At 43.1% G+C, this 22,453-nt stretch carries 16 protein-coding genes; all 16 read left to right on the forward strand.

Annotation, left to right across the window (positions count from 1 at the left end; translation table 11 throughout):
- The first annotated feature begins 10 nt into the window (after window positions 1-10).
- The 16 genes from BR73_RS0107340 to BR73_RS0107415 all read left to right on the forward strand — a co-directional run bounded on the left by BR73_RS0107340 (window position 11) and on the right by BR73_RS0107415 (window position 22,452).
- Window positions 11-949 carry a sugar ABC transporter permease gene (locus BR73_RS0107340; RefSeq protein WP_033165009.1) on the forward strand — a complete coding sequence of 313 codons (939 nt, stop codon included), beginning with the start codon at window positions 11-13 and terminating at the stop codon, window positions 947-949.
- A gap of 26 nt (window positions 950-975) precedes the next feature.
- Window positions 976-1,839: a carbohydrate ABC transporter permease gene (locus tag BR73_RS0107345; RefSeq protein WP_033165010.1), complete on the forward strand. Its 864-nt coding sequence runs from the start codon at window positions 976-978 to the stop codon at window positions 1,837-1,839.
- Window positions 1,840-1,849: 10 nt separating this feature from the next.
- Window positions 1,850-3,328: a hypothetical protein gene (locus BR73_RS0107350; RefSeq protein ID WP_051685034.1), complete on the forward strand. Its 1,479-nt coding sequence runs from the start codon at window positions 1,850-1,852 to the stop codon at window positions 3,326-3,328.
- Window positions 3,325-3,987, forward strand: a complete 663-nt coding sequence (locus tag BR73_RS0107355; protein ID WP_033165011.1) for a YIP1 family protein — start codon at window positions 3,325-3,327, stop codon at window positions 3,985-3,987. Before BR73_RS0107350 ends, BR73_RS0107355 begins: the two co-directional genes overlap by 4 nt.
- A gap of 15 nt (window positions 3,988-4,002) precedes the next feature.
- Window positions 4,003-6,531, forward strand: coding sequence for a DUF5696 domain-containing protein (locus BR73_RS0107360; RefSeq protein ID WP_033165012.1), 2,529 nt, complete (start codon window positions 4,003-4,005; stop codon window positions 6,529-6,531).
- Window positions 6,532-6,535: 4 nt separating this feature from the next.
- Entirely contained in the window at window positions 6,536-7,444 is a 909-nt protein-coding gene (locus BR73_RS0107365) for a sugar ABC transporter permease (protein ID WP_033165013.1), read from the forward strand.
- Window positions 7,437-8,438: a carbohydrate ABC transporter permease gene (locus tag BR73_RS0107370; RefSeq protein ID WP_033165014.1), complete on the forward strand. Its 1,002-nt coding sequence runs from the start codon at window positions 7,437-7,439 to the stop codon at window positions 8,436-8,438. The genes BR73_RS0107365 and BR73_RS0107370 overlap by 8 nt, the downstream gene beginning before the upstream one ends.
- Window positions 8,439-8,642: 204 nt before the next feature.
- Window positions 8,643-10,061, forward strand: coding sequence for an extracellular solute-binding protein (locus BR73_RS0107375; protein WP_197032629.1), 1,419 nt, complete (start codon window positions 8,643-8,645; stop codon window positions 10,059-10,061).
- A 195-nt stretch (window positions 10,062-10,256) separates the two neighbouring features.
- The gene (locus BR73_RS0107380; RefSeq protein WP_051685035.1) at window positions 10,257-11,588 is read left to right on the forward strand and encodes an endo-1,4-beta-xylanase; all 1,332 of its coding nucleotides are present in this window, start codon (window positions 10,257-10,259) and stop codon (window positions 11,586-11,588) included.
- A gap of 85 nt (window positions 11,589-11,673) precedes the next feature.
- Window positions 11,674-13,233: a glycoside hydrolase family 43 protein gene (locus BR73_RS0107385; protein WP_033165016.1), complete on the forward strand. Its 1,560-nt coding sequence runs from the start codon at window positions 11,674-11,676 to the stop codon at window positions 13,231-13,233.
- A 69-nt stretch (window positions 13,234-13,302) separates the two neighbouring features.
- The gene (locus BR73_RS0107390; RefSeq protein ID WP_051685036.1) at window positions 13,303-14,697 is read left to right on the forward strand and encodes an SGNH/GDSL hydrolase family protein; all 1,395 of its coding nucleotides are present in this window, start codon (window positions 13,303-13,305) and stop codon (window positions 14,695-14,697) included.
- Window positions 14,698-14,748: 51 nt separating this feature from the next.
- A complete protein-coding gene (locus BR73_RS0107395; RefSeq protein ID WP_033167185.1) occupies window positions 14,749-15,876 on the forward strand; it encodes a glycosyl hydrolase family 8 in 1,128 nt (375 codons plus the stop codon).
- Window positions 15,877-16,080: 204 nt separating this feature from the next.
- On the forward strand, window positions 16,081-17,154 hold the full coding sequence (locus BR73_RS0107400; protein ID WP_033165017.1) for a biotin/lipoyl-binding protein: 1,074 nt from the start codon (window positions 16,081-16,083) through the stop codon (window positions 17,152-17,154).
- On the forward strand, window positions 17,138-18,235 hold the full coding sequence (locus BR73_RS0107405) for an efflux RND transporter periplasmic adaptor subunit (protein ID WP_156034638.1): 1,098 nt from the start codon (window positions 17,138-17,140) through the stop codon (window positions 18,233-18,235). The genes BR73_RS0107400 and BR73_RS0107405 overlap by 17 nt, the downstream gene beginning before the upstream one ends.
- Entirely contained in the window at window positions 18,222-19,604 is a 1,383-nt protein-coding gene (locus BR73_RS0107410) for an efflux RND transporter periplasmic adaptor subunit (protein WP_033165019.1), read from the forward strand. The genes BR73_RS0107405 and BR73_RS0107410 overlap by 14 nt, the downstream gene beginning before the upstream one ends.
- Window positions 19,605-19,617: 13 nt before the next feature.
- Window positions 19,618-22,452, forward strand: a complete 2,835-nt coding sequence (locus BR73_RS0107415; protein ID WP_033165020.1) for an ABC transporter permease — start codon at window positions 19,618-19,620, stop codon at window positions 22,450-22,452.
- Window position 22,453 lies beyond the last annotated feature (1 nt).

Below are 22,453 nucleotides of genomic sequence, written 5' to 3' on the forward strand. Positions count from 1 at the left end.
GGGATAAGATTTGAAAACATTCATAAAGAAATATCTAAGAAAGAAGAAAAGAGATATGTCCATAGCCTGGAAGCAGGCCAAAAAGTCTAAGACCTGTTACCTGTTTCTGGCACCCTATGCGATATTATTCATTTTGTTCTATGTAGTACCGGTTATAACTTCTCTTGTTCTGAGCTTTACTTATTACAACATTCTGGAGACCCCAAAATTCATTGGGCTCCAGAATTATATAAACCTTCTGCTGGCGGATGATGTATTTATAACAGCTGTAAAAAACACCTTCCTGCTGGCTGCGATTACCGGCCCCATTGGTTACATGGCAGCGTTTCTGTTTGCCTGGTTCATCAATGAGTTGCCCAGATACCTAAGAGCTTTTGCGATTGTTATCTTTTATGCTCCGACCATATCCGGGCAGGTATATCTGATTTGGGCAATCATGTTCTCCGGTGATGCCTATGGTTACATCAATTCCTTTTTGATGGAACTGGGAATCATCAGCGGCCCTATCCTGTGGCTTACCAACCCCCAGTATATGATGATGGTGGTCATCATCGTAAGTCTCTGGATGAGTCTTGGAACTGGATTCCTGGCTTTTGTCGCCGGTCTCCAGGGTATCGACAAGGCACAGTATGAAGCCGGTTATATTGATGGGGTTAAGAACCGCTGGCAAGAATTATGGTATATAACCCTTCCCGGTATGAAACCCATGTTGATGTTCGGAGCTGTAATGACCATTACCCAGTCCTTTGGTGTGGCGGATGTACCCATTGCGCTTACGGGATTCCCAAGTACGGATTATGCTACCCAGACGGTGGTAACGCACCTTGTGGATTACGGTTCCATCCGATTTGAAATGGGTTATGCATCAGCAATTGCCACACTGCTTTTCATAGTAATGATCCTTTGCAACAAAATGATTCAGGCTATGCTTAGAAGAGTAGGAACTTAATACCATGAATAACGGAGAAAAGGGCTATGATTATGAAAAAACATCTTAAACGAAAACCTAATCGTTCCAAGGGAGGGGACTTCGGTATTTATTTCGTACTGGTACTCTTCGGGCTTTTTATGGCCTTCCCTCTGGTTTATGCAATAAACAGTGCCTTTAAGCCGCTGGATGAGATCTTTGTCTATCCGCCAAGGCTGTTTGTGCAGAATCCCACTATGGACAATTTTCAGGATTTGTTCGTAATAATGAACAAATCCTGGGTACCCTTTTCCAGGTACCTGTTCAATACCTTTTTTATAACGGTTCTGGGTACTGCCGGACATATCATTATTTCTTCCATGGGTGCCTATGTTCTGGCAAAATATCGATTTCCTGGCAGCAGGGTATTTTTCAGTATCGTCGTAACAGCCCTGATGTTCAACGGCTACGTTACAGCAATCCCTAATTATCTGGTAATGTCTAAGATCGGGTTGGTGGATTCTCCCTGGGCGGTCATAATTCCTGCCCTGGCCTCTCCCATGGGACTCTTTCTTATGAAACAGTACATGGAGGGTATTCCCGATGCATTGCTGGAAGCTGCGAAAATTGACGGTGCAAAAGAGTGGTCCATCTTTGGATTCATTGTAATGCCAATGGTAAGACCGGCCTGGCTGACACTGATGATCTTATCAGTACAGGGACTCTGGAACATCAAGGCCTCCAATTTTATCTATTCCGAAGAACTAAAGACATTACCTTATGCACTTCAGCAGATAGTAAGCGGAGGAATTGCAAGAGCAGGTGTCGGAGCTGCGGTTACACTGGTTATGATGATTGTACCTATTACGACCTTTATCGTAGTGGAGAGCAATGTTATTGAGACCATGGCAAGCTCCGGTATCAAAGATTAAGGAGGAAACAATGAAGAGAAAATGTATTTTGCTGGTGCTTCTCTGCTTTATGGTGATTATGTTGTTTCCGTCTGTACCCGCACTGGCAGAGGATACGCATTATACCTATACATATGATTGGTGGGGACTGAACAGGGAATCCCCCGACGCTTACGAAGCAAATACTTCCATAACGGGAGATAAACTGGGAATTGGTGATTTTTTGAACCCCCAGGGATTTTTTGTCCGTGATAATCTGATATATGTCTGTGATACCGGAAATAACCGGATTGTAGTAATTGAAAAAGCAGACGGAGTTTACCGGCTTAAGGAGGTCATAACAGAATTTACCGGAGAGACGGATATCAATACCTTTTCTGGGCCTATGGATATCTTTGTTACTGGCAAGGGAGAATTCTATATCTGTGATACGGAGAATCAGAGGGTCGTTCATCTGAATGCCAACCGGGAGCTGGTGAAGGAACTGGTTCGTCCTGCAGATGAAACTGTTGACCAGGAATCCAGCTTCTACCCTCAAAAGGTTGTGGTAGACAGTTCCGGCAGAGCAGTGGTTTTGGTGAAAAATTATAACAAGGGATTTGTAGAATATAAAAACACAGGGGAATTCTCCGGATTTATCGGAGCCAATGAAGTTAAATTCAATATGATCGATTATATCTGGAAGAGATTTGCCACCAAGGAGCAGAGAGCCCAGATGGAAACCTTCGTACCCACGGAATATAATAATCTGGCGCTGGATAAGGATGAATTTATCTATTGTACCACTTCTGTCTTTAAGGAAAGGGAATTGCAGAACGATAAGGCAAAGCCTATCCGCAAGCTCAACGCCATGGGGACTGACATATTGGTAAGGAACGGAGAGTATCCCCCTATTGGTGACCTGATGTGGGGGAATGCTGCCGGAGTATCCGGAGCATCCAAATTCGTCGATGTAACGGCCATGGACAATGATACCTACTTTGTAATTGACAGGACAAGAGGAAGGATTTTCGGATACGATTTTCAGGGAAACCTGCTTTATGCCTTCGGCAGCCTGGGTAACCGGATGGGATATTTCAATTATCCCACAGCACTGGAGCATATGGATAACAATCTGCTGGTTCTGGATTCCGGAAACGTAAGTATTACGGTGTTTAGCCTTACCCAATACGGACAGCTGATCAATGATGCACTGATGGAATACAAACGTGGAAATTACGATACTTCCGCTGCTTATTGGGAAGAGGTACTTACCCAAAATGGTAATTATGACCTGGCCTATATCGGCATCGGCCGTTCCCTGCTAAGACAAGGGAACTATAAAAAAGCCATGGAGTATTTTAAGCTTAAATACGACGAAGAAAATTATTCGAAAGCTTTCCAGCTATACAGGAAACAATGGATCGAAGAGAAAATCGGGTGGATTGTGGGTGTATTCTTTACCATAATCATACTTCCCTCCCTCATCGGTTTTGTGAAAAAAATTAAAAGGGAGGTAGAGGAAGAATGAAGACAGCCGCATTTTTAAAACGGTTTGACTTTCAGCATACGGCTAAAACCCTGCGCTATTCCCTGTATGTGATTACACATCCGCTGGATGGGTTTTGGGACCTGACCCATGAAAACAGAGGGTCCGTTGCAGCCGCAAATATTATTATTGCAATGGCAATGCTTACCCGGGTTTTCAGACTGCAGTTTACCAGCTTTTTATTCATAAAGGTCATATGGGAGCACGTAAATCTAATTGAGATCTTACTGGGATTTCTGATTCCTATTGTATTGGCCTGTGTGGCAAATTGGGCTCTGACCACTCTTTTTGACGGAAAAGGTACCATGAAACAGATTCATATGGGGATTGGCTATGCTCTTACTCCTTATGTATTAATACAGTTTCCGATGATATTTATCAGTAATCTGATGACAGTGGAAGAAGGAGCATTTTATTCCTATATTCTCATCTTTTCAGAGCTCTGGTGCGGTATGCTTATAATTTCTGCAGTAATGATGATACATGATTATACGCTGGGGAAAACACTTATAACCATTGCGGCTACCGTTCTGGGGATGATATTGATTATATTTATTTTCCTTTTGTTTTTCAGCTTGGTAACAGATGCGGCGGCATATTTTATTTCTTTGTACAAAGAAATTATATTCCGATTTTACTGATAAGGAGGGCTGAAAATGAAACGTTTGATATTAATGGGCATGATACTGGTCTGGGTCCTGACCTTCTCTGCCTGCAGCAAGACAGAGGAAGAAGAGCAGTCTATGGACACCTATTCCTATGGAGAGGAAAGCAAGACCTATACGCTGGAGGATGATAAGCTCAAGTTTACCTTAAATGGTGAAAACACCTATTTTCAGGTACTGGATAAGGCAAATAATACCGTATGGGATTCTAATCCTGAAAACGGAGCAGAGGATACACAGGCAAATGCGCAGAACATAAAGTACCTTCAATCCACGCTGCTCATTGAATATACCAATGAAACTGGTATTACAACCATTTTTGATAATTTTTCCTATAGTATCCAGAAAAAGCTCTATTCCATAGAGCAGGGAGAGGATTTTATCAAGGTCAATTATACCATTGGTGATATACAGAAAGCATATCTGCTTCCAGCAGCAGCGCCGGAATCCAGAATGAATGAATTTCTGGACCAGATGGACAGCAGTTCACAGAAAAAAGTAAATACCTATTACCGAAAGATTGATATCAATAATCTCCGTGCTACGGATAACAAAGCAGAACTGCTGGCAAAATATCCGGATTTAGAGACGGAGAACGTATATGTATTAAGAGATGGCACACAGGAATATCTCAAGGCCAAGATTGAAGAACTCTTTGCTCAGGCAGGCTATACCAGAGAGGATTATGAGGAGGATGAGGCCAGATATTCCGCTACAGGTTCCAGTGAAAAACCCTATTTCAACGTATCTGTGGTATACCGCCTGCAGGACGGAGACCTTATTGTGGATCTGCCCTTTGAAAATATGGGCTGGAAGAAGAATTATCCTTTAACCAAAGTAAAGGTATTGCCCTATCTGGGTGCAGGCAGCAGTGAGGATAAAGGGTTTATCCTGGTACCCGAGGGAAATGGCGGTATTATTGACTTCAACAACGGGAAGAAAGCACAGAACAGTTATTATACGGAGATTTATGGTATCGACAGTGCCGTTCCGAGAGATTCCCTGGTAACGGAAAACAGAGCTGCATTCCCTGTATTTGGTATCTCAAAGAATGGAAGCTCCATGCTCTGCATACTGGAGGATTATCAGACGCTGGCCTCTATTGAGGCTGATGTCAGCGGAAGAAACCACAGTTATAATTTTGCCGGAGCCTCCTACGTGACACTTCATTATGCTTCCCTGAGCGTGTCTGCCAAAACGGATAAATCTGTCATGGTGTATGAAGCAAAAAAACCGGAGGGTAAAATCAGTCAGCGGTACCGCTTTCTTGAAACCGATACCTACTCCGATATGGCAAAATCCTATAGGGATTATCTCATGAAGAAATACCCTGATATGGCAAAGAAGACGGAAGAAAGTACACCTGTAAATGTTACTCTGATAGGTGCTGTGGATCAGGTAAAACAACGCCTTGGATTCCCGGTTTCTGTTCCCGTACCTTTGACAAAATACAAAGAAGCAACGAGTATGATTGAGGAACTGAAAGCAGAGGGCGTAAAGAATCTGTCGGTTCGCTACAGAGGCTGGATGAACGGAGGTATCAAACAGACTTCGGCAAAATCCATCGATCGAATCGGTGCTTTAGGCAGCAAAGGAAGCTTCAGGAAATTTTTGAATGGTGCGGCTTCTATGGAAGTACCGGTGTATCTTGAAGGTGCAGTGGCATATGCCTATGAGGACGGTTTATTTGATGGCTTCTCAGCCAATAAGGATGCTGCAAAATATGCCAGCAGGGAGGTAGTAAAGCTGTACGAATTCTCACCGGTGTATTACGGGGAGGATGAATTAAAAGATCCTTATTATCTCTTAAAACCTCAACTGATGGTACAGTATATGCACAATCTTGCAGATTACATAGCAGATGCCTCTGGGGATACAGGTATGGCATTAGCTGATACCGGATACCGCTTAAATGCAGATTATAATCCAAAGAAACTGGTCAACAGAGAGAAATCCATGGAACTCCAGGCAAAGGCTATGGAAGAGATAACCTCAGCCGGCACGAAACTTATGGTAAAGGGAGGTAATGCCTATACACTTCCTTACGCAGATTTCATTGCAGATATGGACCTGACCGGCGGCAGATATCAGATCATTGATTATTCGGTACCCTTCTATACAATGGCCATACACGGACTGGTAGACTATACCGGCGTTTCCTTAAATGTCTCTGGGGATTTTCAGCAGCTGCTGCTTAAAAGCGCAGAAGCCGGTGCAGGTTTGTCCTTCACCTTTATGAAGGAAGAAGCTACTGCCCTGCAGAATTCCAATTATACCTTCCTGTTTGGTGCTGATTATGACAGATGGAAGGCTAAGGCTCTTGAAATATATAACCGTTACGAGAAAGAGCTCGGACATTGCTTTAACCAATATATTACAGAGCATAGGCAGCTGAGTGATGGCGTTTATGTTACTACTTACGAAGATGGAACCAGTGTCTATGTCAATTACAACAATACCGAGTATGTAAACGGTACCCTTAAGGTACCGGCCAGTGATTACTTGGTTGAGAGGAGGTAAGCTAATGGCAGGAAAAAAACATAAGGATTTGCAGGCTAGAAAAGCCAGAACGGGTTATTTGTTCATACTGCCTTTTATTATAGGCTTTGTTGCCTTTATGGTTATACCTCTTATTGAATCCTTCCGTATGACCTTCAGCAATGTAATTGTAGGTATCGGAAACGGAGGGTTTGTACTGGAGTTTACCGGGTTAAGCAATATCAAGAAAGCACTTCTGGTAGATCCGGAATTTACCAGAATGCTGACAGATGAATTAACGAAAATGGCAGTTCAGGTACCGACAACATTAATTGTAAGCTTTTTTATGGCTTTATTGTTGAATCAGGCTTTTAAGGGAAGAGGCCTGGTGCGTGCCGTATTCTTCCTGCCGGTTATACTTTCCTCCGGAGTTTTAGTGGGACTTGAATATAATAACAGTCTTTTATCCGGAATGCAGGAATACATCAGCAATAATACACAAACCTCTGACATAACGGCTGTGTTGGAGAAGATTTTATCCAACAGTGGTTTTGGAGAACGTTTTCTGAATGTTGTTTATGACATTGTAAACAATGTTTATGATGTTGTTATTGCTTCAGGTATCCAGATAATCATCTTCCTGTCCGGTCTGCAGACCATATCAAAGAGTATGTATGAAGCTGCTACCATTGAGGGATGTACGGCATGGGAAAGTTTCTGGAAGATAACACTGCCTATGGTAAGCTCAGTTATCCTTGTTAATGTTATCTATACCATTGTTGATTTCTTTATGAAAACCGACAGTAAGGTTATGACGAAGATAAGTGATACCATGGTACAGAAAATGGATTATGGCTTCAGTTCCGCTATGGCATGGATATATTTTTCAGCAGTTATCCTGATTATTGCGATATTTTCCGCAATTACTTCAAGGTGGGTGTACTATTATGAATAGGAATATTAAAACGAAATGGAAAGAGTTTATAATCAGGAACAGAAAATCCGGAGGATATCTTCTTAAGAAGAGAATTTCCATCAGGATATATCAGATTTTACGGGCTGTTCTGTTATTCGGTTTGTGTTTTTTAATACTGCAGCCTTTATTTAATAAGGTATCCTTAAGCTTTATGCAGGAAAAGGATTTATATGACCCTACTATAATCGTAGTACCCAGAAATTTTACTCTTGAGAATTATAAACTGGTCAACAGTCTGATAAATTATTGGAAGTCATTATTTAATTCCATCGGTATTTCGGTAATGTCAAGTATTCTGCAGGTTACAGCCTGTACCATAGTTGGATATGGATTTGCAAGATTTAAGTTTCCGCTTAAGAACTTCTGGTTTGGCTGTGTGCTCCTTGTAATCGTAATTCCACCGCAGACTATTATGTCATCGCTCTATTTAAATTTTAGATTTTTTGATGTTTTCGGTATTATTAAGCTTATTACGGGAAGTACCCTGAACCTTCAGAATTCCATTGTGCCATATATGCTGCTATGTATAACCTGTATGGGCTTAAAGAGCGGATTATATATCTTTTTGATCCGACAGTATTTCAGGGGAATACCAAAGGAATTGGAGGAAGCCGCTTATGTGGATGGCTGCGGTAATTTTTCTACCTTCCTTCGTATTATGCTGCCGGATGCCAGACCTATACTTACCTCCTGTTTTCTGTTCGCCTTTGTATGGCAATGGACGGATTCCTTTTATTCAAGAATGTTCCTTGGAAAGACAGCGCTGTTAGCAAATAAATTGACGGCAATAAGCAGCCTTTTAGGGGATTATTTAACCTCTATCAGCGGAACAGCCAGCAAGCCTTCCGTAGCTTATGGACAGATGATGATCTCTACAGGAATGATCATGGCTATTATCCCGCTGCTGTTAATCTATATCGTGGCACAAAAGGGATTTGTGGAAAGTTTAAGTCAAACCGGATTAAAGATGTAATGCAGATAATTGTTAAAGTTTCACACGTTAAAATATTGGATATTGGGTAATAGGGGTCTTCTGGATGAAATAATCGGGGAAAATCCAGGAGACCTGGAAGAAATTAAGCAGTTATTTATGGGGTTATATATCGGATTTACACAAAAGGCGATAGTTAAGTGAAAATCACTTTTCTATATAATGTATTTAAAGGAGGATATTACAGTGAAAAAGAATCAGAAGTTTTTGGCAGTATTGTTAATTCTCGCTATGTGTCTGTCAATGTTTACAGCTTGCGGAGGGAATAAGGCAAAAGAAACAAGTGATAATGCTGAACCTACGGTGGAGGCAACCACACCTACAGAAGAAGCAACACCTACCGCAACGGAAGAACCCGCCATGGATTTAGGTGGTATGGAAATCGTTATCGGTGACTGGTGGTCTTCTGCAGATCCTGCAGCTCCCACAACCGCACAGGAAGAGGCTACGCAGGCTTACAGAGAAGAAATCCAGGCAAAATATAATTTTAAAATAAAACAGGTGGCAGTTGCTGAATGGGGAACCATGCAGGAGACCTTTACCACCTCAACAATGGCAGAAGATCCTGCGGCTCAGGTGTTTATCCTTGCACCCGATTGGGTGGCACAGCCTCTGGCTAACGGATTGGTATATGATCTGGCCACTCTGGAAAATTTAGATTTTACAGAGAGTAAATGGAATCCTTCTGTATTAAAGACATTAACCTATGGTGATTCCGTATATGGTATGGCTGCCGGTAAACCTGAACCCAAACTTGGCGTGTACTGGAATAAGAGACTCTTTGAAGAAGCAGGCCTTGACCCGAACCTGCCTTATGATTTACAGGCAAGCGGAGAATGGACCTGGAGCAAATTTGAAGAGTTGTGTAAATCCCTTACCATTGACAGTAACAATGATGGTACGATCGACAGTTATGCAATGGCAAGTTTCTCATCTGATTTATTTAAAGGTGCTATCACCAGTAACGATGCAAGATATATCGATAAGGATGACAGCGGTATGTTCATCAACGGTTCCAAGGATCCTAAATTCCTGGAAGCTCTTCAATGGGCTGTAAGCTTGATCCAGAAGAATTATGAGATGCCGGCTCCTGCGGATTCTAACTGGGATTGGTTCATTTCTGCCTTCCACGATGCCAAAGTTGCCATGCAGTTTGGAGAAGTTTATAAGACCGGAACCTGGGCTGATATGGAAGATGACTGGGGATTTGTACTTTGCCCTAAGGGACCTAAGGCAAATGGATACGAGGTATACTTTAATGATAATGTAGCAGTTATTCCTTCCAGCTATGATAAGGAAACAGCTGAAAAAATAGCCTTTGCTTACAACCTCTGGACTAACCCCACTCCTGGCTACGAAGATGACAGTGAGTCCTGGAAAGATGGCTATTACACCAGATTCCGTGATGAAAGAGCTGTAGACGAAACACTTACAATGATGTATGATTCCGCAACAATCAATACAGATTATGCATCTTTCGTATATGGTCTTGATCTTGGAACAATTATCTGGGATACCTATGCCCTTGGCAGCACACCTGCTGAGAAGATTGAGCAGGTAGCAGATTCCTGGCAGGCACTTATAGATGATGCCAATAAAAAATAACAGATAGTCAAAAAGGGGAGGTATGTACCCGCCTCCCCTTTTTGTAATAAGAAATTGCAGCTTATGATATAGAAAGCCCTGCCGGGCAGGATATACAGGACTCGCTTAAGGAAGATTGTTACTATCATGACAGCGGGTTAGCACCAGACTCTGGTGCTGATATTTATGAATTCAGGAAGAAGAGGGTTGCAGTAAATGGGATGTAAGAGGGAATATTTTAAATTGGCAGGTTTAGTGCTATGCCTGTCCTTGTTATTACTGTCCTGCAGCAGGAAAGAAGAGCCGGCTAGTAAAGAGGGCAGTTTAAAAGAAAGTAATACAGCAGAAAGTGATAAAGCAGAAAGTGATAAAGCAGAAAGCAATACAACAGAAAGCAGTAATGCAACAGCTGAAGGCAATGAGAAGGAAAGTAAACCGGATACCCAAAAGGTTGAAAATACAGTGGATTATTATAAACAATACCAGGAAAACGGAGAACTGCCTGTCCTGGCACAGGTCCTTGAGGGTAGCTTTAAAACAGGGGTTGCACTTTCTGCCGAAGATATCAAGAATCCCCTGAAAGCGAAGCTGGTAGCTTCACAGTTTAACAGTATTACCTGTGAAAATGAAATGAAGGCGGATTTTACCCTGGATAGGGAAGCCACCTTAAAAAGAGGGGAAGAAAAATACCCTGTAGTTAATATGAAAAGGGCGGAAACAGCCCTTAACTTTGCAAAGGAAAACGGACTTACCATGCGGGCACATACTCTGGTATGGCATTCACAGACTCCCAGATGGCTTTTCACTGTGGGCTTTCAAGACAGTGCGGAAGCTCCTCTGGTCTCAAGAGAGGTAATGCTTGCACGTATGGAGAATTACATAAAACAGGAAATGGAGTATGTGAATACTCATTATCCCGGTGTGGTCTATGCCTGGGATGTGGTCAATGAGGCCATCGAAACAGGTGACGGACAAGAAAACGGTATTCGGACGAAAAACAATCTCTGGTATGAGGTACTGGGAGAGGATTATGTTGAACTGGCTTTTACCTATGCCAGAAAATACACAGCGGAGGGACAGAAGCTTTTCTATAATGATTACGGTACTTATGACAAGACCAAGATGTTTGCGGTCTATAAGCTACTGGAGAAGTTAAAGGAGAAAGGTTTGGTCGATGGAATCGGTATGCAGGATCATATCCAGCTATCCAGTCCAACCGTTCTAGATTATCAGTATGCTGTCAATAAATATGCAGAACTTGGAATTGAGCTTCAGGTTACCGAACTTGATATAGATATGAAGGAAAACAGTGAAGAAGCCCAGGAAAAGCTTGGGACCAGATATAAGAATATCATGGCGGTATTGCTTAATTCCGTGAAAAAAGGAAAAGCGAATATTACCAGTGTTACCTTCTGGGGGCTTACGGATGACCGCTCCTGGCTTAACAATGCAGACGGAGCAAGCTATCCTCTGCTCTTTGACAAAGAACTGAAACCAAAGAAAGCTTACTTTGGTGTATTGCAGGATTCTTCCGTTAAAAACTATTGAATAATTGCCTGTCTATAAGCGGCAGGCTTTCATAAAACAGCGAAACTTAACAAACACAATTGGCAATACAAGAAAGGACATTCTTATGATAACTGCATCAAACCCCATATTAAACGGCTTTTATCCCGACCCTTCCATCTGCAGGGTTGGCGAAGACTTCTACCTGGTGAACTCAAGCTTTGCTTATTTTCCAGGGGTACCCATCTGGCATAGCAGGAATTTGGCGGACTGGGAGCAGATAGGAAATATTCTGGACCGAGAGTCACAGATTCCTTTAAAGGAAAGTGGTCACTCCGGTGGAATTTTTGCACCTACAATACGATTCCATAATGGCACTTATTACATGATTACGACCAATGTCTCAGGAGGCGGTAATTTTATCGTTACTGCAACTGACCCCAAAGGTCCCTGGTCGGAACCCTTTCTTCTGGGACCGGAAGCTGGAGGAATCGATCCCAGTCTTTTCTTTGACGAGGATGGAACCTGTTATTATGTAGGAACCAGACCTAATCCGTCAGGAGTACGTTACAATGGTGACTGGGAGATCTGGGTACAGAAGCTGGATCTTGGCACTATGAAACTAACAGAGGAAAGTCATGCCATATGGAAAGGGGCCTTGCGGGATGTCATTTGGCCGGAGGGACCTCATCTGTATAAAAAAGACGGCTATTACTACCTGATGATAGCAGAAGGCGGAACCGGACCCAATCATGCAGTTACCGTAGCACGAAGCAAAGAGATCTTTGGTCCCTATGAAAATAATCCGAATAATCCCATCCTGACCCACAGACATCTGGGTAAAGATTATCCCGTTATTTATGTAGGCCACGCTGATCTGGTGGATGACTCTCAGGGCAACTGGTATCTGGTGATGCTTGCAAGCAGACGCTGCGAGGGTTACGTGGGCCTTGGACGGGAGACTTTCCTGGCAAAGGTATTCTGGGAAGACGGCTGGCCGGTGGTGAATCCCGGTGTTGGTAAACTGGAGGATAAGGTTATGTTGCCGTTTGCGCCGGCAAAAGGCAGGGACAGAAGCCTGCAAAAACTTGTAGGCAGCACAAACAAATTTGACCGGGTAATGTTAAGGAATCCGGAGAGCCTCTTTTATAAAGAGGAAGAAAATAAGATTACCCTGCAATTTCTTCCTGCGACTTTAAAGGAGAAGAAAAGCCCTGCTTTCCTTGGGCTAAGACAGCTGGAGTACCATTATGAGGCAGTTCAGACCCTTTCTGTTCCGGTATTGGAGGAAGGAGAGGAGGCAGGACTCGTTATCCTGCAAAGTAATGAGTATCATATGCTGTTCTGTATGAAGAGCGGAGGAGATAACCGCTTAAAAGTCCAGGTAATAAAGGTTACCGGAGGAAAAGACAATCTGCTGGCGGAAAAAGAATTTAAGCTGGCAGGTGAGGATATAAAAAATGGATTGAAGCTTACGTTTAAGGTCAGGGGAGAAGGACAGAAGGCTAATTTCCTTCTGGAAACAGAAGGCAGTGAGGAACTGCTTGCAGGTGACGTTGATATACATGAAATGAGTACGGAGGTAGCCGGAGGTTTTGTCGGTAATACCATAGGTGTATATGCATCTTCTAATGGAAGAGAGTCTGAGAATACCCTGGATATTCTGGATTTTACCATAAGATATTAAGTTCCATTCTTAACATAATATATCTAAAGGTATAAATTAATCCTGCTGGTTGTAAAAGAAAGGTGAATTATGTGTAGAAGATTCTGCATTTTGCTGATATTGCTTACCCTGCTCTCTATTTGCGGCTGTACAAGGAATGAGGCAACGGAAGCGGATTTTGAAATAAAGGAAATGGAAAATACACTGAAAGATACTTCGGATACCACCAGGGAACAAAAACAAGAAGAGGGCAGCAATAAAACGGAGCTTTCAGAGGCAGCTCCTGTTGAGAAGGAAACAGCGACCGAAAAGGATCATGCAGCAGACAGTAAAGAGGAGGCGTATGAGAAGATGATAGAGAGATCCTTGCTATCTTCAGGGAATAATTTCAGAATGAAAAAGGTTATGGAAAAGGCGGCAAAAGGGGAAGCGGTAACGGTTGCCTATATCGGCGGCTCCATTACGGAAGGTGCTGGGGCCTCCACATATAAAAACTGCTATGCTTACCAATCCTGGCTCTCCTTTTCTGAAAAATTCGGGAAAGATAATGGGAAAAATATAAATATTGTAAATGCCGGAATGGGTGGTACTCCTTCTGCTTTAGGGATTATCCGCTATGACAGGGACGTTACGGATTACGGAAAAACAATACCGGATATTGTATTTATAGAGTTTGCGGTGAATGATTATCAGGAACCCACCAACGGAGAAGCATACGAAAGTATGGTGAGAAAGGTTCTGAATCAGCCGAATCAGCCTGCTGTAGTACTGGTATTCAGTGTATTCAAGACCAAGTGGAATATGCAGGACTTTTATCAGCCCCTGGGTGCATTCTATGATTTGCCCATGATCAGTATAAAAGATGTGGTGGTCCCTGAACTTGAGGCAGGACGAATAACAGAGGAGGAGTTCTTTTCTGATGAATACCACCCCAAAGATTTCGGTCATCAGATCATGAAGGACTGTATTGGCTATTATTTTGATACGGTGGCTGCAAGTAAGCCTTCGGATTCTAACGCTGTGGTAACGGATAAAACTCTCTTTGGCAATGCTTACGAGGAACTGAAAATGCTGGATGCCGGGATACAGGAGAAAGAGATCATCATAGAAAAAGGTGGTTTTTCCGGAAATGACAAAGAATTGGTTGGTCTGTATTATGCTCCGGAAAGACGAAGCTTTCCTGATAACTGGAAACATGAGAAGGATGGTGAACAAAAGAGCTTCTCTATGACTCTGACCTGTAAGAATCTCTTAATGGCCTATAAGGTAAGCAGCAGGGATACCTTTGGAGAAGCGGAAGTCTATGTAGACGGAGAAAAAATCGGAAGCTATAACGGACATCAGGAAAACGGCTGGAACAATCCTATTACAGTGGTTCTTCTTAAGGAAGAGCAGGCGGCTGAACACAGGATAGAAATAAAAATGGCCAAAGGAAATGAAGAAAAGGAATTTACCATAATGGCCTTTGGATATACCGGAAGATAATAGCAGTATCTTAATATATATGTGTACAGAGGTACACAGATGGGAGAGTATATGAAGGACGGGGCATATTATACAGGAAGCTATCCGAATCTATTGGCGGAAGCAGGACTGTCGGAGCAGGAAATCAACCGCAGGATAGAGGAAGCATTTCACACCATGTTTTTTGATGAGCAGGAAAAGTTCTATTTTGAAATGGGTCAGGACAAGGGTTATATGATGGATACCGGAAATTTTGATGCAAGGACCGAAGGCATGAGCTATGGAATGATGATGGCGGTGCAGATGGACCGAAAGGATATCTTTGACAGGTTGTGGCTTTTTTCAAAAACATATATGTATCAGAGCAGCGGAAAGTATGAAGGGTATTTTGCCTGGTCCGTAGCAACAGACGGAAAGAAAAATGCGGAAGGGCCTGCACCGGATGGAGAAGAATATTATGCAATGGCACTCTTTTTTGCTTCCCACCGCTGGGGAGAAGGAGAAGCACCTTTTGATTACAGTACACAGGCAAGGAATATATTAAAGCATTGTGTTCACCAGCATGAGCTGACAGCAGAGGGCAGTCCAATGTGGGAGCCTGAGAACCATTATATCAAATTTGTTCCGGAGTCCCCTTTTTCCGATCCTTCCTATCATCTGCCCCATTTTTACGAGCTGTTTGCGGAATGGGCGGAGGAAGAAGACAGGGAGTTCTTTAAAGAAGCGGCAAAAGAGAGCCGGAGATATCTATTGCTGGCATGCCATCCTCAGACAGGCATGGCTTCGGAATATGCGGAATTTGATGGTACGCCAAGGAGGCTGTTCCATGACGGACAGTTCTATTCCGATGCCTATAGGGTTGCCATGAATATCGGACTGGATAGAGCCTGGTTCAACAAAGAAGAGGCCCTGGGAGAGGTTATTGACCGGTTACAGGCATTTTTCTCTGAAAATACAAAACTGGGTGAGTATGACAATTATCTTATTGACGGAACCTCTCTGGGGCAGCCCGCGCTTCACCCGGTAGCTATTATAGCCACCAATGCGGCAGGGTCATTGGCAGCCAGAGGAAAATACAGAATGGATTGGGTCAGAAATTTCCTAAATACTCCTCTTAGAAAAGGTGAGAGAAGATATTACGATAACTGTCTGTATTTCTTCTCCCTGTTGATGCTGGCGGGTAGATATCGGATATATTAATTGGAGAAGGAAGCCGACAGCTTTCATTTATTCTCAAAAGTACCTTTGAAGACTGCAAGGTGTACTGTTGCGTATCAATAATAATGCAACGAAAAGCAGAAATCATACAAGAGGGAGACAGAGCCGTCAGCGGGCAGTGTCTCCCTTTATTGGAATTATATATTTGATGTTTTACGGGTGAAGCTGTAAACAGACGGAGGTTTTATGGGATATGGAATCAAGTTCAGGGGGAGACTGGTCCTTACACTTGCAATGGCAGTATTGCTCCAGGGCTGTCTTCCAAAAGAGGAAGTACTGCCGGATGCCCCTGTGATAAAGACAGAAGAAATAAAGGAGTATAAAAAAGCGGAGGTCATGAGGGGAGATATCATAGAAAGTGTAACAATTGACTGTACCTATACAGCGCTTTATAAGGAAGATTTAAAGTTTTCCATCAGTGGAAAAATTATTGACCATATCTATGTAAAAGAAGGCGACAGGGTAGAAAAAGGAGATCTTCTGGCTGACCTGGTCATGGACGATACGCAAAGTAAGATAGAGGAATATAGTAATAATCTGGAATTCCTGAAATTGAATCTTTCGAATCTAAAGGAAATAAAAGTACTTGCAGCTTCAAGTCTTAAGAAGCTTAAAGCCACAGAAGGCTATACCGTAAATATCGGTGAGCAATATGAAAGAGATATTTCAGGTTATGACAATGATATGGAAAAACTGGAGGATAGTATCTATATCACCAAAAAAAGACTGGAGAATGCCAGAGAGGATTTAAACAATCACAGAATTCTGGCAGGAATGAATGGTATGGTATCCTTTATCGCCGGTTACAGAAGCGGAGACTTTTCCAAGAAAGAGATGACTATGATCACTCTTTATGATCCGGAGGAAATGCTCTTTTATGCTGAAGGAGAGAATATCAGGTATCTCGCACCGGGTGATAAGGTAACGGTCAAGATGTTTGGAGAAAATGTGGAAGCAGAAGTTCTTGATCTGGACGAAAAGAAGAATGAAGCCGGAGGACTTTACCTAAAAGCTTTGAAAAAACCGGAAAGGCTTCAGATGGATGCCAAAGGAGAAATCACCCTGATTTTGAAGGAAGCCAGGGATGTGCTCTATCTGCCTGTATCTGCCGTCTATGAAGAAAATGGAGCATCTGTGGTTTATGTAGAGGATGGAGATGGCTTCAAAAGCGTGAAGGAAATAAAGACCGGATTTACGGCAGAAAGGAAAATAGAAATTCTGTCAGGTCTTGAGGAGGGTGACAGTGTCATACTGGAATAGATTGGGAATAAAATATGCGGCAGTATGTCTGCTGGTGCTTCTGCTAAATGGCTGTGAAAAAGCGGAGCAGTCCGTGCCGGTACTGTCGGAGTCAGCTGGAACTCAGCTGGAAACCGCTGTGGTAACCAGGGGGGATTTGTTTGAAATGACCACTTTTGACGGAAAGGTGTATCCGGAGCTTAAGGAGCTTACCTTTGGTACAGAGGGGACAGTAGCAGAAGTTAAGGTAGCTCTGGGAGATACGGTAAAAAAGGGGGATACCCTGTTCCTTTTAAAAAACGAAGGGCTGGAACAGGAACTGGCTTCCCTGAAGGAACAGCTGAAGGAGTCCGAAGTAAACAATTCCTATGAGTACGATATACAGAAGCTGGAGCTTGAAATTCAAAAGCTTACACTTAAGCAGAAGCAGGAGGAGAAGGCACCGGCAATAGAAATTGCCCAGATTCAGGCAAATTATGACCGGCAGAAACTGCTGTTGGAGCAGTACTTAAAAGTAAAGGATTTTGACAAAAAGCAACTGCAGGTAAAGATACAGGAGTTAGAGAAAAGTATGAACTCCTTTCGCATAACAGCACCTGCTGACGGTAAGGTAGTTTATTTAAAGGAGACTCATTTAGATACACCTGTTAAAGAAGGAGATACCGCTATATACCTGGCGGACTATTCCGGGCTCTATATCCAGGGGGAGTATCTGGAAGAAGCTGTGGTAGAAAAGGCAGAGCTGGTGTATGCACTGATAAAGGGCAGGGAGTACCCGCTGGAATACGATCCCTATACCGTTGAAGAACTGCTGCGTATGAAGAACAGCAGCACCGGCATGGGCAGCCGTTTTCGTTTCAAAGAGAGCGGTGATTATGCTTCCGGAGATTATGGGTGTATCTGTCTTAAAAATAAGGTGGAAAGCAATGTCCTCAGTATCCCAAAGACCGCGCTGAACAGCGACGGAGAAGAAGCTTTTGTCTATCTGGTAATTGATGGTGCATTGGTAAAACGGACTGTTAAGACAGGAATGGAGACCAGCATACAGGTGGAGATAAAAGACGGACTGAAGGAAGGAGAGGTGGTATATGTCAAAGGCTAGGAAAATAATATGCCTCATAGCAGCCGGAAGCCTGGCACTTTCCCTGATAACCGTAAGAGTTGCCCTTGCGGACAGTAAGTCTGTCTTTCAAAAGACCGGAGGAGAAAGACCTGGGACAGAAACGGCAAAGACCAGAGAAGAAAAACCTGGGACAGAAACAGCAAAGACCGGAGAAGAAAAACCTGGAACAGAAACAGTAAAGACCGGAGAAGAAAAGCCTGGGACAGAAATAGCAAAGACCGGAGAAGAAAAAACTGGGGCAGAAACAGCAAAGACCAATGAAGAAAGTTCTAAGACAGAAACAGTAAAGACCGATGAAGAAAGTCCTGAGACAGAAATTACAAATGGCGGAAAAGATTCTAATAAAGAGACCGGTCAAGCGGGAGAAGTAAATTATGAAGAAGTTGTCATCGGTGATTATGAGGAAAAAGGGACTCTAAAGAATCTGGAATGGAAGTATCTCAGATATGACAGCTTGTCTATACCTTATCCCAGTGGTACCTTTGTTAGCTATCTGGTGGAGGAAGGACAGGAGGTAAAAAAAGGAGAGAAGCTGCTCTCTTATCGGCTCCCTTTTGACCCAATCAGTCTGGAGGAGAAGGAACTGAAGCTGAAGCAGAGCCTTGAAGCATATGAGCTGGCCTGCCGGCAAAGGGAGGCGGAGATAGACGAGAGTGAGAAGCGGCTTAAAATCCTGGAACAGGAGACCTATGAAGCAAAAATAGCAAAGCTGAACCTGGAGAAGCAGAAGCTTTCTTTTCGGCAGTATTGTTACCAGACAGAAAAAGCCCTGGATATACAGAAAGAAGATATCAAGACAATAAAGGCAAAAGAAGAACTCCAATATCTGTATGCTCCATATGACGGTTTCATTCATAAAGGGGATGGGGTATCGGAAGCTATGGACATCGACAGCCGGAAGGTGCTATTGACCATTCTGGATAAAAAAAGTGCCGTATTAGGCACAGAGGTAAGCGGAAATGAAAGCCTTTGGTTTGATATGAAGGTTTCGGTGACAGGTATCATAAACCGAAAGGAAGATAAGGATAACCTTCACACAGGCAGAATCCTTTCCAGTGATTCTTTGTTTGAAGGAAAGCTTACAACAGGCATGCTCTATGTTGCAGTGGATGATCGGGAATTGGTGGATACCATCCAAATGGCTAATATAACTGCGGCAGCAGTGACCGTTGAGCAGGTTCCGATTATACCGTTAAAGGCCGTTAAAACGGAAAATGACCGGAAATATGTCTACCAGAAAGACAGTGACGGCAGCCTCAGACGGCAGTATATCACCGGCAGGGATAATGGAACGGATATGTGGGTGTACAACGGTCTGTCTGCGGGACAGAATATCGTAGTGGATTAGGCAGGGGGTTCATATGTTTAAATATGTAATACATAAAATATTGAATAAAAAATGGATGGCTGCCAGTCTGATATTGGGGAATCTTCTGCTCATTGGTATGGTGTCAGGAAGTGTGGTCTATTCCAATGCAGTACTGAACAGGCTGCTGGTGAAAGAATTGAATAATGCCATGGAGACTACAGGGGTCTATCCTTTGCAGACCGCAGTAGAGATCCGAATGGACAGAACCAGAAGTGATGTTAGTGTAGCTGGCAAGGTAAAGGAGCTGGAATACCTGACAGACAGCCTTCCCTCCAATATGCAGCTGAAAGCCAGGGAAATTATCAGAAACTATTATATCCGCACCAACTATCTGTATGCCCCGGAGGAGAAAGAGGTCAATTCCCAGGTACTGGATCTTTCTTTTCTTTCTGGTATGGAGGACCATGTAACCATGCTTTCCGGTAAGACCTACAGCAGTCAGCTGGTAGACGGTGCCATTGAGGTTATCGTAAGCCGGAAAGCCATGATGGAGCAGGAGCTTATGTTAGGGGAAGAACTTTATCTGGCAGATGCCAGGGATAAAGAAGGAAACCCATATAAGATAAGGATAACAGGAGTCTTTCAAAATTCAGAAAGCGAGGATGTCTATTGGGTAAAAAGTCCTGATGCCTATTCCAAGCAGTTTTTTATGGATGAGGACTTATTCCGGGAGCTATTTGTGAATTATGAAGCACCTCAATATAAATGGAACAGTATTTTTTATGTGCTGATGGATTACAGTGACATCAAATCGGGGCAGGTTGGAAATATGTCGTCTGTTCTGGAACGGTTCAGTGAAAAGGTCATAGCCATGGACTGTTACAGTTACAAGGAATACTTCGGTGAGTTGTTAAAGGATTTTCAGGTGAAAGAGGTCAGATTAAATAACATACTCTTTCTGCTGGAAATTCCCATTTTTATATTGCTGCTGGTCTTTATCTATATGGTAAACAAACAGATGATGCTAAATGAACGCGGAGACATTGCCATGCTAAAGAGCCGGGGTGCTTCAGGTGGACATATTATCAGGATATATCTGTACCAGGGAATTATATTTTCAGTATTGGGATTGCTGCTTGGTATCCCTCTTGGGCTTTTTTTCTGTTACAGCCTTGGAAACTCCAATGCTTTCCTGGAGTTTGTATCAAGAACCGCCCTTAAAGTGGATTTTACAGGGAAAGCCTTTCTTGCGTCTCTGCTCTGTGGAGGGATATCCCTGGTCATAACTTTGGTGCTGGCATTTTGGCACACCGGAGAGACCATTGTATCCTACAAACGGAAGCTCAACAAAAAGGCGGGAAAACCGGTGCTTAAAAGTCTGGTGGCAGGGGCTGTATTCCTTAGTATTGCAGGCTACAGTCTGTATAATTTCAAACTGCATGCAGATACCCTGGCAGCAGGAAAAGGTCTTGATCCGCTGTTATTTTGCGGCGCAATATTTTTTATACTGGGAATGGCTTTTCTGGTGCAGGGATTGTTCCCGTTTATGACGGAGGTTATATTCTGTGCAGGTAAAAATTTCTGGAACCCGGCGGCTTATGCCTCCTTCCAGAAGCTTAACAAAGCTTCCGATAACCAGGGTTTTATTCTGCTCTTTCTTATACTCACAGTTTCACTGGGCATTTTTGATGCTACTCTGGCCAGAACCATTAACGGCAATGAAGAGGACCGAATTGTTTATACCACAGGTGCTGATCTGGTACTGCAGGAGAAATGGGTCAGTAACAAGGAGGATATCCAGGCATATGTGGCAGCCTTAAAAGCCATGGGTCAGAATGTAGATGAGAGCCAGTTTACTGTGGTCTATACGGAACCGGACTTTGACAGGTATAAGGAGCTGGAGGGAGTAGAAAAAGTAACAAAGGTATTGATGGATAAAGGCCTTCAGGTTAATGGAAACAGCGGTAAGATCAACACAACTCTTATGGGGATCCAGACAAAGGGATTCGGAGAAACTGTAAATTTTAAAGACGGACTGCTTCAGACCCATTGGTATAACTACCTCAACGAAATGGGAGCATCGGAAGACGGAATCCTGGTTTCTTCTAATTTCAGGGATATGCTTGGCTATAAGACCGGTGATACCATAACCTGTTCCGGAGAGGATGGCAGTTTTACCGGGATAATCAAGGGCTTTGTGGATTACTGGCCGTCTTATGCACCGGTAACCCTGGAAAAAAGCAAAGACGGAAAAGCTGCGGAGGTTAATCAATTCCTGATTGTGGCTAATCTTTCAAAAGTACAGAAGGAATGGGGGATAACACCTTACCAGATCTGGATAAAGACCAGCGGTTCCTCTTCTTTTATCTATAATTTTGCAGGGCAAAACAATCTGCAGTTTGAGGTATTCAAAGACCTGTCAGCAAATATCATAGAGAAGAACAACGATCCCTTTTACCAGGGAACCAATGGTATCCTCACACTGGGATTTATTATCATCCTGCTGATCTGCGCAATAGGATTCCTGATTTTTTGGATTTTATCTATTTTTACCAGAACACTGCAATTCGGTGTACTGCGTGCCATGGGTATGACCCTGGGTGAAATAATAGGGATGCTGGTACAGGAACAGCTCTTTTTATCAGTACTGCCTATTTTCTTTGGAATACTTATCGGAAGACTGGTATCCGGTTTGTTCGTGCCTCTGATTCAGATAGCATATACCTCCTCTGAACAGATTCTTCCTCTTGAAATCATGGAGCAGGGAAGTGACAGGATCCGGGTATTGGTGATAGTAGCTGCAGTGGTGCTTTTGTGTATGCTGATAATCGGCAAGCTTATCTCTGATATGAAAGTGACAAAAGCTTTAAAATTAGGAGAGGATTAAG

It is taken from the genome of Clostridium sp. KNHs205 (genome assembly GCF_000702945.1).
Lineage (GTDB): Bacteria > Bacillota > Clostridia > Lachnospirales > Lachnospiraceae > Anaerocolumna.

What these genes read in the sequence shown, in the direction of transcription:
- BR73_RS0107390 (WP_051685036.1), top strand. Translation starts at nt 13,303, where the DNA reads ATGTGTAGAAGATTCTGCATTTTGCTGATATTGCTTACCCTGCTCTCT.
- BR73_RS0107355 (WP_033165011.1), top strand. Translation starts at nt 3,325, where the DNA reads ATGAAGACAGCCGCATTTTTAAAACGGTTTGACTTTCAGCATACGGCT.
- BR73_RS0107360 (WP_033165012.1), top strand. Translation starts at nt 4,003, where the DNA reads ATGAAACGTTTGATATTAATGGGCATGATACTGGTCTGGGTCCTGACC.
- BR73_RS0107370 (WP_033165014.1), top strand. Translation starts at nt 7,437, where the DNA reads ATGAATAGGAATATTAAAACGAAATGGAAAGAGTTTATAATCAGGAAC.
- BR73_RS0107350 (WP_051685034.1), top strand. Translation starts at nt 1,850, where the DNA reads ATGAAGAGAAAATGTATTTTGCTGGTGCTTCTCTGCTTTATGGTGATT.
- BR73_RS0107365 (WP_033165013.1), top strand. Translation starts at nt 6,536, where the DNA reads ATGGCAGGAAAAAAACATAAGGATTTGCAGGCTAGAAAAGCCAGAACG.
- BR73_RS0107385 (WP_033165016.1), top strand. Translation starts at nt 11,674, where the DNA reads ATGATAACTGCATCAAACCCCATATTAAACGGCTTTTATCCCGACCCT.
- BR73_RS0107410 (WP_033165019.1), top strand. Translation starts at nt 18,222, where the DNA reads ATGTCAAAGGCTAGGAAAATAATATGCCTCATAGCAGCCGGAAGCCTG.
- BR73_RS0107380 (WP_051685035.1), top strand. Translation starts at nt 10,257, where the DNA reads ATGGGATGTAAGAGGGAATATTTTAAATTGGCAGGTTTAGTGCTATGC.
- BR73_RS0107415 (WP_033165020.1), top strand. Translation starts at nt 19,618, where the DNA reads ATGTTTAAATATGTAATACATAAAATATTGAATAAAAAATGGATGGCT.
- BR73_RS0107395 (WP_033167185.1), top strand. Translation starts at nt 14,749, where the DNA reads ATGAAGGACGGGGCATATTATACAGGAAGCTATCCGAATCTATTGGCG.
- BR73_RS0107345 (WP_033165010.1), top strand. Translation starts at nt 976, where the DNA reads ATGATTATGAAAAAACATCTTAAACGAAAACCTAATCGTTCCAAGGGA.
- BR73_RS0107400 (WP_033165017.1), top strand. Translation starts at nt 16,081, where the DNA reads ATGGGATATGGAATCAAGTTCAGGGGGAGACTGGTCCTTACACTTGCA.